General features: G+C 59.8%; 12 protein-coding genes. 4 read left to right on the top strand and 8 right to left on the bottom strand.

Going from position 1 to position 13484, the window contains the following annotated elements:
* Positions 1–362: 362 nt before the first annotated feature.
* Positions 363–815: a hypothetical protein gene (locus QMG46_RS16320; RefSeq protein WP_281848902.1), complete on the bottom strand. Its 453-nt coding sequence runs from the start codon at positions 813–815 to the stop codon at positions 363–365.
* A 200-nt stretch (positions 816–1015) separates the two neighbouring features.
* Here QMG46_RS16320 and pgm point away from each other — a divergent pair, with 200 nt between their 5' ends.
* Positions 1016–2665: a phosphoglucomutase (alpha-D-glucose-1,6-bisphosphate-dependent) gene (pgm, locus tag QMG46_RS16315; RefSeq protein ID WP_281848901.1), complete on the top strand. Its 1650-nt coding sequence runs from the start codon at positions 1016–1018 to the stop codon at positions 2663–2665.
* A gap of 60 nt (positions 2666–2725) precedes the next feature.
* Here pgm and QMG46_RS16310 read toward each other — a convergent pair whose 3' ends face one another.
* Complete coding sequence (locus QMG46_RS16310) at positions 2726–3109, bottom strand: DUF4180 domain-containing protein (protein ID WP_281848900.1); 384 nt, start codon at positions 3107–3109, stop codon at positions 2726–2728.
* A 10-nt stretch (positions 3110–3119) separates the two neighbouring features.
* The gene (locus QMG46_RS16305; RefSeq protein WP_281848899.1) at positions 3120–3629 is read right to left on the bottom strand and encodes a VOC family protein; all 510 of its coding nucleotides are present in this window, start codon (positions 3627–3629) and stop codon (positions 3120–3122) included.
* 68 nt (positions 3630–3697) lie between these two features.
* Here QMG46_RS16305 and QMG46_RS16300 point away from each other — a divergent pair, with 68 nt between their 5' ends.
* From QMG46_RS16300 to QMG46_RS16290, 3 genes are all read left to right on the top strand, one after another.
* Positions 3698–4834 carry a helix-turn-helix domain-containing protein gene (locus QMG46_RS16300; protein ID WP_281848898.1) on the top strand — a complete coding sequence of 379 codons (1137 nt, stop codon included), beginning with the start codon at positions 3698–3700 and terminating at the stop codon, positions 4832–4834.
* Between the two features lie 41 nt (positions 4835–4875).
* On the top strand, positions 4876–5262 hold the full coding sequence (locus QMG46_RS16295) for a VOC family protein (RefSeq protein WP_281848897.1): 387 nt from the start codon (positions 4876–4878) through the stop codon (positions 5260–5262).
* 531 nt (positions 5263–5793) lie between these two features.
* A complete protein-coding gene (locus QMG46_RS16290) occupies positions 5794–6909 on the top strand; it encodes an AraC family transcriptional regulator (protein ID WP_281848896.1) in 1116 nt (371 codons plus the stop codon).
* Here QMG46_RS16290 and QMG46_RS16285 read toward each other — a convergent pair.
* From QMG46_RS16285 to QMG46_RS16265, 5 genes are all read right to left on the bottom strand, one after another.
* On the bottom strand, positions 6869–7408 hold the full coding sequence (locus tag QMG46_RS16285) for a GTP-binding protein (protein WP_281848895.1): 540 nt from the start codon (positions 7406–7408) through the stop codon (positions 6869–6871). The two genes, QMG46_RS16290 and QMG46_RS16285, sit on opposite strands and share 41 nt — an antisense overlap.
* A complete protein-coding gene (locus tag QMG46_RS16280) occupies positions 7389–8327 on the bottom strand; it encodes a hypothetical protein (RefSeq protein WP_281848894.1) in 939 nt (312 codons plus the stop codon). Before QMG46_RS16280 ends, QMG46_RS16285 begins: the two co-directional genes overlap by 20 nt.
* 33 nt (positions 8328–8360) lie before the next feature.
* A complete protein-coding gene (locus QMG46_RS16275; protein WP_281848893.1) occupies positions 8361–8720 on the bottom strand; it encodes a roadblock/LC7 domain-containing protein in 360 nt (119 codons plus the stop codon).
* 37 nt (positions 8721–8757) lie between these two features.
* On the bottom strand, positions 8758–9159 hold the full coding sequence (locus QMG46_RS16270) for a roadblock/LC7 domain-containing protein (RefSeq protein ID WP_281848892.1): 402 nt from the start codon (positions 9157–9159) through the stop codon (positions 8758–8760).
* Positions 9160–9466: 307 nt separating this feature from the next.
* On the bottom strand, positions 9467–13459 hold the full coding sequence (locus QMG46_RS16265) for a pilus assembly protein (protein ID WP_281848891.1): 3993 nt from the start codon (positions 13457–13459) through the stop codon (positions 9467–9469).
* Between the last annotated feature and the right edge of the window lie 25 nt (positions 13460–13484).

Here is a 13484-nt window from a genome sequence, read left to right as displayed (position 1 = left end):
TGCCTCGATCGCACAAGTGCCTACTTGTCTCGATCCAAATAGGCGTTCGTAGGTTTACACGATGAGCGGGAGCGTGTCTAGCGAGGCATGAATGTGCATGGATGGACGTATAGCCATCCAAACGATTGGTGCGAAGCAGCACGGAGGGATCTAAATGCGCGAATTTGATCGGGTTCTTGATTGCACGCGTATGGCGAATGCTGTTGCCATCGGTGCAAGGACCGATGCGGGAAATGCGAACGCGAGCACAATATGATGCTGTGATGGAATGGGGTGGGGTCGCAACTGAAGTCGCTCCTACAAACTCAGGCAGGCACAGCTAGCTTGTAGGAGCGACTTCAGTCGCGACCAGGCCATATCATTCACATATGCGATTGATGGTCACCTTGAAGCCGGCGCTCGGTATTCAATTGACGAAGCGCGATGCTGAGGCCTATCCGGTAACTGCTGCCGATATTGCCGTTGATAATCACGGTAGCGACCCTGGCATGATGAGGACTGCCGCGTTCCAGCTCCGCGCCGAATTTCTCGTGGACCTCGATATAGGGGGCTGCCAATTTATCGAGAGCACCGGCCAGGCCGGCTTCCGGGTGCGCGTGTGCCTGCGTTGCCAGGTCACCTGGGTCGAGCAGAACGAATTCGGTGGTATGGGACTTGATGGAACACACTTGAACAACAAAGTCCCGCAGATCACCACAAGTGCACAGCTTCAGCGAGCGACCCGCCGTATGAGCTTGTTGCTGAAGTTGAAGTAGCAAATCCTGTGTGAAAGAGCTGCCGGCCGCGTGCGGCCCATGAACGATCAATATACTCACGGTATCGTGCTTGTTATCGCTCCGCGGAGCGGATGCGGAATGCTGCATCCGGAGGGCGTAAAGGGGCTACGCCGAAATCGCGCGGTCGCGTAAATTTTCCGCCTTGGGCTGAATCCGGGTTGGCCGCATGCCCACTCTTAACGCGCCATAAGGCAAACTACCCACTTTATCGACTTGTCATCGGCGAAGAGGTGGTTTGCATGGGAGTAGTGATCAGTCCGCTTGCAAGGAAGTTGGCTCCACCCAGCCTGCTGGTCGATATCCCCAAACTGCTTGCCGCCTACGTCGATTTACGCCCGGACCCCAGCGTGCCGGCGCAGCGCGTGGCTTTCGGCACCTCGGGTCATCGCGGTTCGTCGTTCGATCGCAGTTTCAATGAGTGGCATGTGTTGGCCATCAGCCAGGCGATCTGCGAATACCGCACGTCCAAGGGTATCGACGGCCCGCTGTATATCGGTATCGATACCCATGCTCTTTCACAGCCTGCGCTGGAAAGTGCGGTGGAAGTACTGGCCGCAAACGGTGTGCAGGTCATGCTTTCGTTGAACGGCGAATTCACGCCGACGCCCGCCATTTCGCATGCGATCCTGATGTACAACCGTGGGCGTACGTCGGGGTTGGCCGATGGCATCGTCATCACGCCTTCGCATAACCCACCCGATAACGGCGGGTTCAAATACAACCCGCCCAATGGCGGGCCGGCCGATACCGATATTACCGGATGGATACAGAACCGCGCCAACGCGCTGTTGGAAGACGGCATCAAGGGCGTGCGCCGGATGCCTTTCGCTCAGGCGCGCCATGCGGCCACCATCTATGAGTTCGATTATCTCGGTACCTATGTTGCCGACCTGGCCAACGTGGTCGATTTCGATGTCATGCGTGGCGCGGGCCTTCATATGGGTGTCGATCCGCTTGGCGGTGCCGGCGTGCACTATTGGGGCCGGATAGCCGAGCACTACAAGATCGACCTGACCGTCGTCAGTGAAGTCGTCGATCCCCAGTTTGGATTCATGACGGTGGATTGGGACGGCAAGATCCGGCTCGATCCTTCGTCGCCCTATGCCATGGAACGATTGATCGGTTTGAAGACGCAATACGACGTTGCCTTTGCCTGCGATACCGATCATGACCGGCATGGCATCGTCACGCGCAGCAGTGGGCTGCTCATGCCCAATCACTACCTGTCCGTGCTGATCGATTACCTGTTTCAGCACCGACCGCAGTGGTCCAGGGACGCCGCCATCGGCAAGACCCTGGTCAGCACCGCGCTGATCGATCGTGTCGCCAAACGACTGTCGCGCAGGCTTTATGAAGTGCCCGTTGGCTTCAAGTGGTACGTCGACGGCCTGCTCGATGGCTCGTTGGGTTTTGGCGGCGAAGAAAGCGCAGGCGCATCGTTCCTCAGTCGTGACGGTTCCCCGTGGTCGACCGACAAGGACGGCATCGCGGCAGCGCTGTTGTCCGGCGAAATCGCTGCGCGTCGAGGCCGCGATCCGGGAGAACTCTATCGCGAGCTTGCGCTTGAACTGGGAACGCCGTACGCCTCAAGGGTCGACGCGCCCGCCGATCCTGCACAAAAAGCGGTACTGGCGAAACTTTCGCCGCAGCAGGTGCAGAGCGCCGAACTGGTCGGTGAAAAAATCGAACGTATCCTTGATAGCGCTCCAGGCAATGGCGCCAAGATCGGCGGCATCAAGGTCGAGTCCGCCAGCGGCTGGTTCGCCGCGCGTCCGTCGGGCACCGAAAACATCTACAAGATTTATGCGGAGAGCTTCAAGGACGAGGCGCATCTGCAATCGATCCTGGAAGAAGCGCAGCAGATCGTCGATACCGCGCTCAAGGTTTAACGGTGCGGAGCTCGAGGTGGCTGCAAGTCAGCTCGAAGCTCCATTCATCGCGACGCCAGGTCAATGCAGAGCAATCAACCGCTGCTCAAGTACCTCAAGGTTGGGGACAAACCAGAAGGTGTTTCCGCCGTTGGCCTCGAGCACCAGATCGCGAAAAGGGTTGCTGCGTTCCACCCACGGTGTGACGTCGCCCACAATGGCAAGCTTCAGACGATAGTTGACCAGTTTTTGCACGATGGCTCCGGCCAAGCCGGTGCTGAGTCGAAAAAAATCCTCAGTCAACGAATTCACCGACAAGGCCAGCCAGCTGGCCTGATATTCGTACGCCTGGCTGATCAGCGTGCTAGCGTCGTGTTCATGCGCAATAACGGGAGCGTTTTCCGCGTACACCCATACGCACTCGGTGCCGATGTGGCGGATTTCATGGGAAGTATTTTTTTCCATACGCGATCTATCAGGTGCGAGGAGTAAATTCCAGGCGCAATCCTCCAGGCATGGCACAGATAAAATGCTTTCTGTCCATGCCGGGGCGCACAGGGCCCGGCGGGAACTCGATCGTCACGCCGGGATGCCTGGAGACCTTATCGAATAGCGCAAACAACGCTGCTTCGTCGGGAACGGCGAGCGCCAGGTGATGAAGGCCGATATTCGCGCGGCGATCGAATGCAATGGCCGTGGCGGGATCGGCGACACGCCAAAGCGTGAGCGTGGTGCTGCCGTCGGTCACAAAACCCGAGGGGTAGTTGTCGTTCCTGCCGACCTCCTTCCAGCCAAGGGTGTCGCAAAAGAAAGCCATCGCGGCATCGAGGTCGGGAACGGCCAGGCCGACATGATGCACACCGCAGGTCAATGCTTCGCTCATGTTTTTTCTTGCGCTTGAAAAGAAATAGCGTTGCATAGATTGCCATGGCTTGCCAGTTTCCGAAGGCATGCTTTTCTGCCTGTTTCGGATCGGCACCGGCACGCATCATGGGTGCTTGCGGCAGCACCATCGCCTTGGCATGCTGCCTCACCTTGGATAAGGCGCCATGCATGGCCATGATTGCAGATACCACCCGGGGTTACTCCGACGCGGTCAGGCAGGCCATTGTTCGCCAGCAGCAACGCTATGCGTACCCCGAGTCGATGGCGGATGCCTCTGGCCCGCACTCGCAGGTACTGCGCCGGTCGTTCACCGTGGCCAACGAACCTGTCGGCTTGCAGATGCGCGCGTGGAGCGAGTATGTAGGGAGGACGCTTGACGTGCCGCTGTCGCGGGCACAGATAGCGAAGGGATTCGATGGACACATCGACACCTACGTACTTAAGGATCTGGTGTATCTGGATGTGCGCACGGATCCGTTATTGCAGGCCCGCACCGCGGCACGTATTTCTACCGACAACGTGCGGGATTTCGTTTTTCACGTTGCCGTCGAAGGCATTGTCGAAACGACGACAGGTCCTTCCCGCCGTGAGAAGGCATCTCAGTTCACGCCGGGGATCCTGGCGCTCGATATGGGCCAGCCCATGCACATGGTGCGGCCGATGCGATCGCGCATCATGGCCTTCTTCCTTCCGCGCCATGTCGTTGAATCGGTCATTTCCGATCCGGAGTCCCTGCATGGTCGGGTCATCGGCTATGACACACCGCTGGCTCGCCTGCTTCCGCGCCATCTGGCGATACTGCGTCATGAATTGCCCACGATGACTTGCGAGGAGATGGATAGCAGCCTGCGAACGGCAGCTCATCTACTGATGGCGGCCTTTGGGAAACAGCGCCGCCTGGGTAGCAGGGCGCGCGCCGCAGCGCGTGCCGCGATGCATGTTCAGATCAAGCACTACATCGAGGCGAATCTGCGTCGAAGGGAGCTTTCTCCCGAGGCCATCCTCGGCGCGTTCCCGCTGTCGCGCCCCACGCTGTACCGGATGTTCGAACACGACGGTGGCCTTTTTGCCTACATCCGGCATTGCCGTTTACAGGAAGCGAGCGACCAGTTGGTACGCTCTCCGGCGACGCCGGTGGCTGAGGTCGCCCACAGCCTGGGCTTCGGCAGCTCTTCGGACTTCAGTCGTGCCTTCCACCGGACTTACGGTATTGCGCCGTCGGAGTTCCGGGAGCAAGGGTTGGACTGGCTGCAGCAGCGATGCATCGATCGCCAAAGCGCCCAGGTGTATTTTAGTCGGGCGTAGAGAAATACGGCGTCTCACCACTACCTCATCTCGGAGATCTCATGAAGCGCGTTACGGGAATAGGCGGCATCTTCTTCAAGGCCAAAGACGCCCCGGCATTGCGGGCCTGGTACAAGCAGCACCTGGGCATCGACGTCCAGGCTTGGGGCGGCACGGCGTTCACCTGGGACGACGGTGACGGCAACCCGGTTGGCGGAACGACCGTATGGTCGGTCGGGTCCTCGGGTAGCGATCAGTTTGAGCCCGGCACCGCGTCCTTCATGATCAATTACCGGGTGGAAGACCTTCTTGCCCTGGTCAAGGTCCTGCGGGAAGAGGGCTGCAACGTGCTCGAAAAGGTCGACGAATCCGAGTACGGCAAATTTGCCTGGGTCATCGACCCGGAAGGCAACAAGGTGGAGCTCTGGCAACCGCCCGAGGGGCAATAAGTACAGCGCTGGCCGGATCATCTATCCCGGCTGCATCAGGTTGGATGGGCAAAAAAAAAGGCCGGCGGGCCGTGGGCTCGTCGACCTTTCGGTACAGCAATCGTATCGCCAGAATCGTGCAAGAGAGCAACGGATTTCTGTCATAGAGATTAAAGCGACATGTCTCCGCCCGACATGTCATTTCGAGCCAGATACAGGGTGCATCGGGCAGGGTTCTCAGGCCGGCTGAGGTAAATGGCCTCAAATGACCATGGGTTGCCGCTATGCGGACTGCTCGAAAGAGTTCCGCGCCTGAAAGAATGTCGTCTGCATGCATGGGTGTTGGACCTCGCCTTCCACTCGGCCCAAGTGCATTGAACAGACCTGCCGGCCTCAGGGTGCTCGCATCTAATTGATTGTATTTGTGGGGAAATATATTTCCCACAACTCCCGCATAGGGAAAACGCATGCGCATCTTCGCTGCGACGTGAAGCATCGGCTCGCCTGACGTTCAGCGAATTCCACAACGCCTTGTGGAGCCGCCGCCAGGTCATGCGCAAGGTGCAGATCGATATGAGTGACTGGTTTCGGGCCGACGTCTCGGCCGAGTACGCCGTAGGCCTGCTCCAGCTGATGGAGCGCAGGGGGCTGACCCCGGAGGCATTGCTTCGGGGCACCGGAGTCGGCGCCGCCCAGCTCGAGGGGGATCTTCGACTGACGACCCAGCAGGATGCGGCGTTGCTGGCCAACGCAGTGCGACTGACCGACGACCCGGGCATTGGCTTCGAGCTGGGCCTGAGCTGCACGCTGACCTGGCATGGGCTGCTCGGCTTTGGTCTTATGAGTTGCGAGACCTTGGGCGAAGCCCTCGAGCTTTGGGTCAGGTATCAGGACTTGCGTACCTCCGGGTTTCGCCTGGTCGCGCAGCAGCGGGGCGATTATCTGGAGTTGCACATCCAGGACCTGTCGCCAGGTGCGCCGATGCGCCAATGCGCGCTGGAGCGCCTGGCCACCATGACGGCAAGGCTCGGTCCGCAACTGACTCAACTGCCCATGCCCGATATCGAGATCTGGTTCAAGGACGATCAGCCGGATTATTTCCCTGCCTATCGCGACCGGCTTGCAAGAATCCGATACGCCACCCGCATGTGCCTGGTGCGCATTCCGTCGAGCTACCTTGCGTCGGTCATCGTCACGGCCAATCCCGTTGCCTTGCGGCAGGCCAAGGCACAATACGAAAGCTTGCGTTTCAAATGGGGGCAGGGCGAGTGCCTGGTCGCACGCGTCATGAATCTCATGCCGGTGGCCGACGAAACCTATCCAGGCATCGAAGAGGTAGCACGGGCCTTGTGCATGTCGAGCCGCACCCTCAAGCGCAAGCTGCATGGACTCGGGGTGAATTTTCGCCAGCTCATCGACGATGCGAGAAAGAACGAAGTGCTGCGGGACGTACTCAATACCAGCATGACCATCGATGAAATTGCCATGCGTCGCGGGTACTCCGATGCGGCAAACCTGACCCGGGCGTTCCGGCGCTGGACCGGCGAGTCGCCCAGCCAGTATCGATCCAAGCTGTCGTGCCGTCTGGAGCGAAGTCGATCCACTTCGCGCACTCATCGACGCGGCTTCAGTCCACAAGCAGCAGGAGGGCGCGGACGAGCTGGATGACTTGTGCTCGATGCCGCGGATCGATGGTGAAAATCGGCGCGCTCAATTCCATCTCCTGCACCACCTGATACAGCATGCCAATGCAGAAATGTGGCGACAGATCGGTCTTCACTACGCCGATGACAAAGCCCAGCCCCGGGAAGAGTTGACCCAGCCGGCGGACGTGCTCGACACAGTCGCCAGCGATGTCGGGAGAAGATCCGTCCAGGAGCAATATCGCACCCAGCGCGCCACGCCCGATGATCGCGCTCATGAAGTTGAATCTGGGTTGCCCGGGCAGACCGTAGACATGCAGTGTCTCGCTGTCATCGAGCCGTATGGAGCTGTAATCGAAGGCGACGGTTGTGGTTGTTTTGCTTCCGCCATCGGCTTCCGTCCATGGAACATCGGTCGAAACAGGAGGCGAGTCGGAGATGGCGTGGATCGCCGTGGTCTTTCCGGCACCGACAGGGCCGGTAAAAAGCAGCTTGATGCTGCCGTCAGACGCGATAGTGTTCATGCCCGAACTTCAGTCCAAAGTGGCGCGCGACGCGTTGAAGGATGGAGGGCGCCGGTTGCGACATCCTTCGGGTGGACAGGGCCACGACTTGCGATTCGTCGCTGGTCATCGAGCCGCCCGCCAGGGCCGCCCAGCAGAAGGCATTGACCAGGGTGATGCCCATGCCGGTCCGCTGGGCGAGTTCGCGTACGCTCCATGGCGACTGATGAAGCAGCGCCGCCAGGCGAAGCGAATCGACATCGTCCGCGAGTGCCACGATATCGGGCCATCGCTTCAGGCGAAACGTCCGGTCCGCCAAGAGCGGCAGGCGGGCGTGGTACCGCCGACAGGCGATGACGAGAAAACTGTCGAGGCTGCGCGTGATGTGCCAATTCGCTTCGTTGCGCGTGGTATCGGCCGTGAGGCTCCAGAACCAGCCGATGTTCAAGAGCCGTGCTTCGGCCGCAAGCAGATCGCTCACCGAACGCGCATGGATTCTTCCCGCTGCCGGACGCAGGATGACCGCTACGTTGCCTTGCCTGGCGAGCAGGTCCGTGGGGCACCCTGTTTCACGCATGCAGATATCGAGCAGCCCGGTGACGGCGTTTTTCTCGACCGCTGTGAAAGGAAGCAACATCCCCTTGAGCGCTCGGGCGATGGCAGCCACCGGTGCCTGCCGATCCAGGCGACAGAGCCCCGGGGTGCCGATGTCGTGTCCCTCGAATCCAAAACCGAGTACGAGCAGGCCTCTGCGCTTGGCCACCTCGTAAGCCAGGCGTCCGTATCCGTTTTGCATATCCACGACAAGCACGTCGCAATTGCGCCCTTGCCATGTCTGCATGTCGACCTGCAGCTGCTCGGCGGCGAGCAGGCCGCAAGCCAGCGAGAGCCGTGGCCTGAGTTCATCGGGAACGCCCGCAACGTCTATCTGTATGTGCACGGCACAGCCCTCGGTTCGATCCGTGGTACGGCCTCAGGAAAAATCCAGGGTCTTCTCGAAGGCCTTCAGGTGATGCCGGGCCATCGCAAGATTCGATCGGCCACGGTCGATGATCACGTAGAGAAAAACGGACTTGTTCGATTCGAGTGGCCGGATCAGGTGATATTGGTGTTCCAGACTGATCAGGATGTCTTCGATCGCGCTCTCGATACGCAGCGATTCGGTAACCCGGCGTTTGGCACGAACTACTTCGGCGTTACCGGCAGCGGCCAGGTCGAGGTCGATATCTCCCTGGCTATGCCCCGCCATCAACATACCGCTGTCGGCATCGACAAGCGCGCTGGCTACATAGCCGTCCAGGATTTTCAGTGAGTCGAGAGTGAACTGGGTCATGGCTCTTCCAAAGGAACTGTAAGGATCCAGAATCGGGCTAGGGTTGTGATGGAGGCGGGTCGAGTGATTCGAGCGACCGGGCGATACGGGCGGAAAAATCCAGCGTCAGACGCCGCGCGCGGGCCAGCAGAATGTCGTGCGTCACGCCGATAGCCAGTGCCAGCGATTGTTGTGGCGTGGGAATGTGCGCAATCACAAAGGTGTATTCGCCCATGGAAATCGATGCCGACTGGCAACCGCCGCCATCGAGTTCGTTCGAGAGCGATTCGCAGATGGCAATGATGGATGACGTCATGGCCGCGATGCGGGCAGCGTCGAGGCCCGCATGGGACCGGTGGCCGACGACATGCGCATCGGTCGTGGCGATAAGTGCCAGGCTTACTTCCGGATGGTTGGCGCACAGTTGGGTAAGCGAGTTTTCGCAGATCGCTCGCGGCAATCGGTCTCTCGAAGTTTGTGCGCCAGAAGTGGCGAAGTAATCATGCATATCGTTTGGGTATGGCGCGTACCGTTGCGGCTCTTGGCGAAGGGAGCTTTGATTGCCAGCGAATTGAAAGAGCGCCGGAGTGACATGCCTTTTCGGGATAAAGCGCGATGTTGATGATCGCTGGTCGCTTCGCCAGCGGCCATGGTTGGCGAGGTCGTTTAGCTGTCACTTGAGGCCGGCGACGCGGGCGAGGGTGCAGGCGTCTGTGTGTTGCCTGAGATAAGAAAAACCCGGCATTCGCCGGGTTTTTGTTTATGCACTAGTTGATGATTTCTCGCCAGTTAACGCGTTGCAACGTGCCGTTTGGATTGCTTTGGCGCATGCCTACCACCTGTGGCAGCTGGCCCGCCTGGCCATAGAGCAGCGACACCTGGTTGGTACCCGGTAGCTGCACCTGTTCCAGTTTGGTCGGCGCGGACAGTGCGGTGACCGAGCTCATGATATTGCCTGCTCCGTCGACAAGCACCGACTGTCCCGAGCCGAAGGCAACCGAATAGATGCTGCCGGCAAGCGTGCAAGGGTCGGAGGTCGGTGTCATGGTGGCCCACGAGATCACGTAGGTACCTGCCGCGGAGTCGGGATTGACGACGATGCGCTCGGTTGCGCCATTCTGGCCGGCGGTACCAGTGAGGTCGTAGTACCAGCCGGCATCCGTATCGGCGACGGGTGCACCCTTGGTCAGATCGGTAATCTGATTCAACGTCGGCGTGTTGCGCGTAATCGGCAGGCCCGTCGTGGACGGGTTGACACTATCGCCGTCGCGTAGCCCGTACATGGTCTGCTGCTGGGTGGTCGTCAGGTCGCTGCCGTCCAATGCCTTACCCGTGCCGACAAACACCCAGCGGCGCGTACCCAGACCGGTGGAGGTCAGGTCCAGTTCCACGCGCGGTGCCGTGGTCACCGGTTGGGGCTGGTTCGATGCATCCGTCAGCTGGGCGAGCAAGGTCGGTGCCGGGTAGGCGGCTGAGGTTGCACCCGACAGATCGAAACGCCACACATTGCCGAGCAGGTCGCCCGCGTACACCTGTTCGATGGTGTTGTCGCTCACATCCCTGGTGTAGGCCGTTGCCTGAGTAAGGCCACTCGGGTTGCCGGCCGAACCGACGTTCGTTGGTGTACTGAGCGTTTCGAGCAGTGCGCCGGTCTGGGCGTTGAGCACATAAAGATGGCCGTTCCCGCTGGCGTTGTTGTAGCCGGAGGTCACCAATACCACCCAGCCGTACTTGCGCGTCTTGGCGATGATGGGCGCGCCATACGAGTAGCCCATATCGGCAGCGGTAAATTCCCACAGCACTTTCTGTGTCGCGAGCGTTCCTTCGGTCGTGGCAGTACTGCTGCTCGCATCGATAGCGGAGGGGACATTGGTGATATCGAGCGCGTAGATGCCCTTGCCACCCTTGCCCAGGCCGCCGACAAGCAGGGTGTGCCAATTGGCCGACGCTGCCGTGCTCTGTACCGCGGGGATAACAAGCGCCGTGTAGTTGAAATCGACGTCCGCGACCTGCGGTGTTTCGTCCACGTAGAAATGGTGGCTGTAGCTGTTGGTGGATACGCCGTTCAAGTTGCCCAGGGCGGGCAGGCCGTCGATCAGCGGCGTGCCGTTGGGGCCGCCGATGGTCAGGCTGGGAACATAGGCAAAAAGTTCGCTGCCACCGCCTGCATAGCTGTTGCTTGAGCCAGGCACGGAAAAGTCGCCGGCGAACGCGTGAAGCATGCCGTCGTTGGCACCGGCATAGATCACCGGTGCGCGGCTGGCGACGCTGGTCGCAAAAGCGGTGTAACCCGGATTAGTGGTCTCGCTGTATTTAGGCGACAACGCGTTTTGCACGAGCACTGCCTCGGAGTGCACCACGTCCCCCAGCACATGAGTGCGCGTGCGGTAGGTCGTGCTCTCGTTGCTCGAATCGCCACGGAGATAGTTGACCATGTTGGCGCTGCCCACCGCGGTCTGCTGCGAAGACGACAGGCTGCTATAGCGGAAGGCGACGCCTTTCGTACCGTTGTAGGTCATGATGCGCCGCCCGGAATCCCAGCCATAGGTGGTCTTGGCGGTATTTTGGGCCTTTACCAGTGCATCGAGCTTGGTCTGCGCACTCCAGGACGCGCTGCCGGTCACCGGATTGACCGAGCCCGGGATGGACGCGCTCGCCACATAACCGGTGACATCGCCTGTCCACACCGTTGGGGTGTAGCTCACGGTATAGATGGGGAAGCCTGCGACAGGTGAATAGTAAGGTGCCGACGAGGCGCTCGCCGGTACATTGGTCAGGACACGGCTGAGCGTGACGCCTGGACCGGCGGCGCTTTGCGCTGTCGTGGACACCTTCTTGAAAATCTGTGACAGGCCCGATTGGATCAGATCGGGACGGTTGCCGGGAAAGTAGTTGTCCGGGCGCAGATCCTTGCCGGCTTCGGTGCTGGTATTGGTATGCCAGGTCAGGAAGTTGGCTGGAATGCCATCGCCGTTGACGTCGTTGAAGCCGCCGTATTTCGCCGCCAGCCAATACATGTTTGGACCGGCGGCGCCGCCACCGGTATTGAAGCCGGCAGGGTTGTAGATCTCCTTGCCTGAGGTGCCGTCGTAAGGGCCCGGTTCCAATACATCGACGGTGTACGTATCCACCGTTTGCTTGCCTGCCTGGTCGGGGCGGATATCCTGCGTGTGTGCAAAATAAGCGAGGCCGGCCATGTTATAGGTGGCGTTGCTCGTGCCATTGGGTTCGAACTTGCTGCCAAGCGACGTCCCCGAACCGAACAGCGACGCCATCGTCTTGGGCGAGCTGGCGCCTTCGATCAAGGGCAGATTGCCCAACGCAGTAACGTATTTGGCCGCATCGGCGCCGTTGACAGGCGTCAACGGCGCGCGGGTCGATGTATTGGGCGTGGGACCACCGGAACTTGGAACGCGCGTGTCGTACCACGTGTGCGAGTCACCGATGGTAACGATGGCGTTGGCCTGGCACGTGTACTGCACCGGGTCATTCAGATCGGTACCGGAGAAAGCCGGAAAATTCGTATCGAGGGTGCCGCTGGCGCTCATGCCGCTGGTGTATCCCGCGTCGAGCTGTACCTTCATCAGGTAGGCCAGCGATGCCCAATAAAGATCGGCTAGCGTGTCATACGTCTCGTAACCGTTCGCATAGCCAAATTTATTGAGATAGTTGATAGCACCCGTTTGCGTCGGTGTGGTGGCGCCGGGTGTCTTGGCCGTATCAGTGGGATACGGGTTGGCGGCGAAAATACCCGTCTTCGCATCCCATTCGGACTGGGTGTTGGTTTGTCGAGCGCCGTTACCGTTGTAGGTCGTCGGTCCGTTGTCACGGAGCAAGGCGCGCACCAGGCCGTTGGCAGCGCGGTCGCCCGATGCAAACACGTAGCCCGCCGCACCCACGCGAATGCGCGTGTAGTTTTGCTGGATAAGGCCATCGGGTTTGTTGTAAACGCCCGCATTGGTGTAGTCGGTGGAAGCGTGTGCCGAGTTGCAGTTCGCCTCGAGCATGCCAGTGACGCAAGCCTGCACGGCTACGCTGTAGGTCGTAACGTTGCCATTCTTCGGATTGTTCGAGCTGCCGATATTGCCGGTCGAAAAGCCGCTGTTGTCGGATATGAGGAAGTTCGAGCCTTGCCCGGCCGAGCGGATGTAGACGTCGCTCAGGCCACTATAGGTCGTGTCTCCGATCACGGTGCTGGGCGCAACATTGCCTTTGGCATAGACATGACGATCGGGCATGTTGCCGGTCGAACTTTGCGAGTTCAGATTGGAACGCAGCAGTACGGTAGTCGAGGTGGTGTCGATCGAGCGGTTGCCACCGGTCAGGCTTTGGCGAAACTCGTCCAGAGCCGTCATGGTGGCCCAATTCAACATGCTGCCGCTCCAATGGCTTTTGTTCTTGGAGTCGACGCAGCTGCCGTTACTGGACACCGAGCCTACGGGCTTGAAGTACTGCGCGTTGCTATTGGAGGCATCGGTAATGTAGTCGTAGCACTTTCCATTATCAAAATAGCCCAGATAAGGGCTGGTGGTGCTGTACTTGTAGCCGGAAGCGTCCTTGTACGCCGCTACGGTACCGGTCGGGTATTCCACCGACAACGCGAGCATCAGATTGGCTGGAACGTTCGATGCTGTACCGACCGGCACGTCCGACAGCGTGGTAGTTGCGGCCGACGAGAGACCGGGAACCAGTGTCAGTGCGAGGGCCAGCAGCATCGCTCCGCGACGCTGGATGGAGAATGGGCGTTGAGTCTTGCGCATGGCAGTTCTCGGTACGTTAAAAGAT

The sequence above is a fragment of the Dyella sp. GSA-30 genome (genome assembly GCF_027924605.1).
Lineage (GTDB): Bacteria > Pseudomonadota > Gammaproteobacteria > Xanthomonadales > Rhodanobacteraceae > GSA-30.
Note: the sequence above shows the minus strand (reverse complement) of the source record. Positions and strands in the feature narration are given on the sequence as shown.

Bases quoted from the DNA above. Each gene is read 5' to 3' on its own strand.
- QMG46_RS16310 (WP_281848900.1), bottom strand. From the start codon at position 3,109: ATGGAAAAAAATACTTCCCATGAAATCCGCCACATCGGCACCGAGTGC.
- QMG46_RS16300 (WP_281848898.1), top strand. From the start codon at position 3,698: ATGGCCATGATTGCAGATACCACCCGGGGTTACTCCGACGCGGTCAGG.
- QMG46_RS16275 (WP_281848893.1), bottom strand. From the start codon at position 8,720: ATGACCCAGTTCACTCTCGACTCACTGAAAATCCTGGACGGCTATGTA.
- QMG46_RS16290 (WP_281848896.1), top strand. From the start codon at position 5,794: ATGCGCAAGGTGCAGATCGATATGAGTGACTGGTTTCGGGCCGACGTC.
- QMG46_RS16285 (WP_281848895.1), bottom strand. From the start codon at position 7,408: ATGAACACTATCGCGTCTGACGGCAGCATCAAGCTGCTTTTTACCGGC.
- pgm (WP_281848901.1), top strand. From the start codon at position 1,016: ATGGGAGTAGTGATCAGTCCGCTTGCAAGGAAGTTGGCTCCACCCAGC.
- QMG46_RS16265 (WP_281848891.1), bottom strand. From the start codon at position 13,459: ATGCGCAAGACTCAACGCCCATTCTCCATCCAGCGTCGCGGAGCGATG.
- QMG46_RS16295 (WP_281848897.1), top strand. From the start codon at position 4,876: ATGAAGCGCGTTACGGGAATAGGCGGCATCTTCTTCAAGGCCAAAGAC.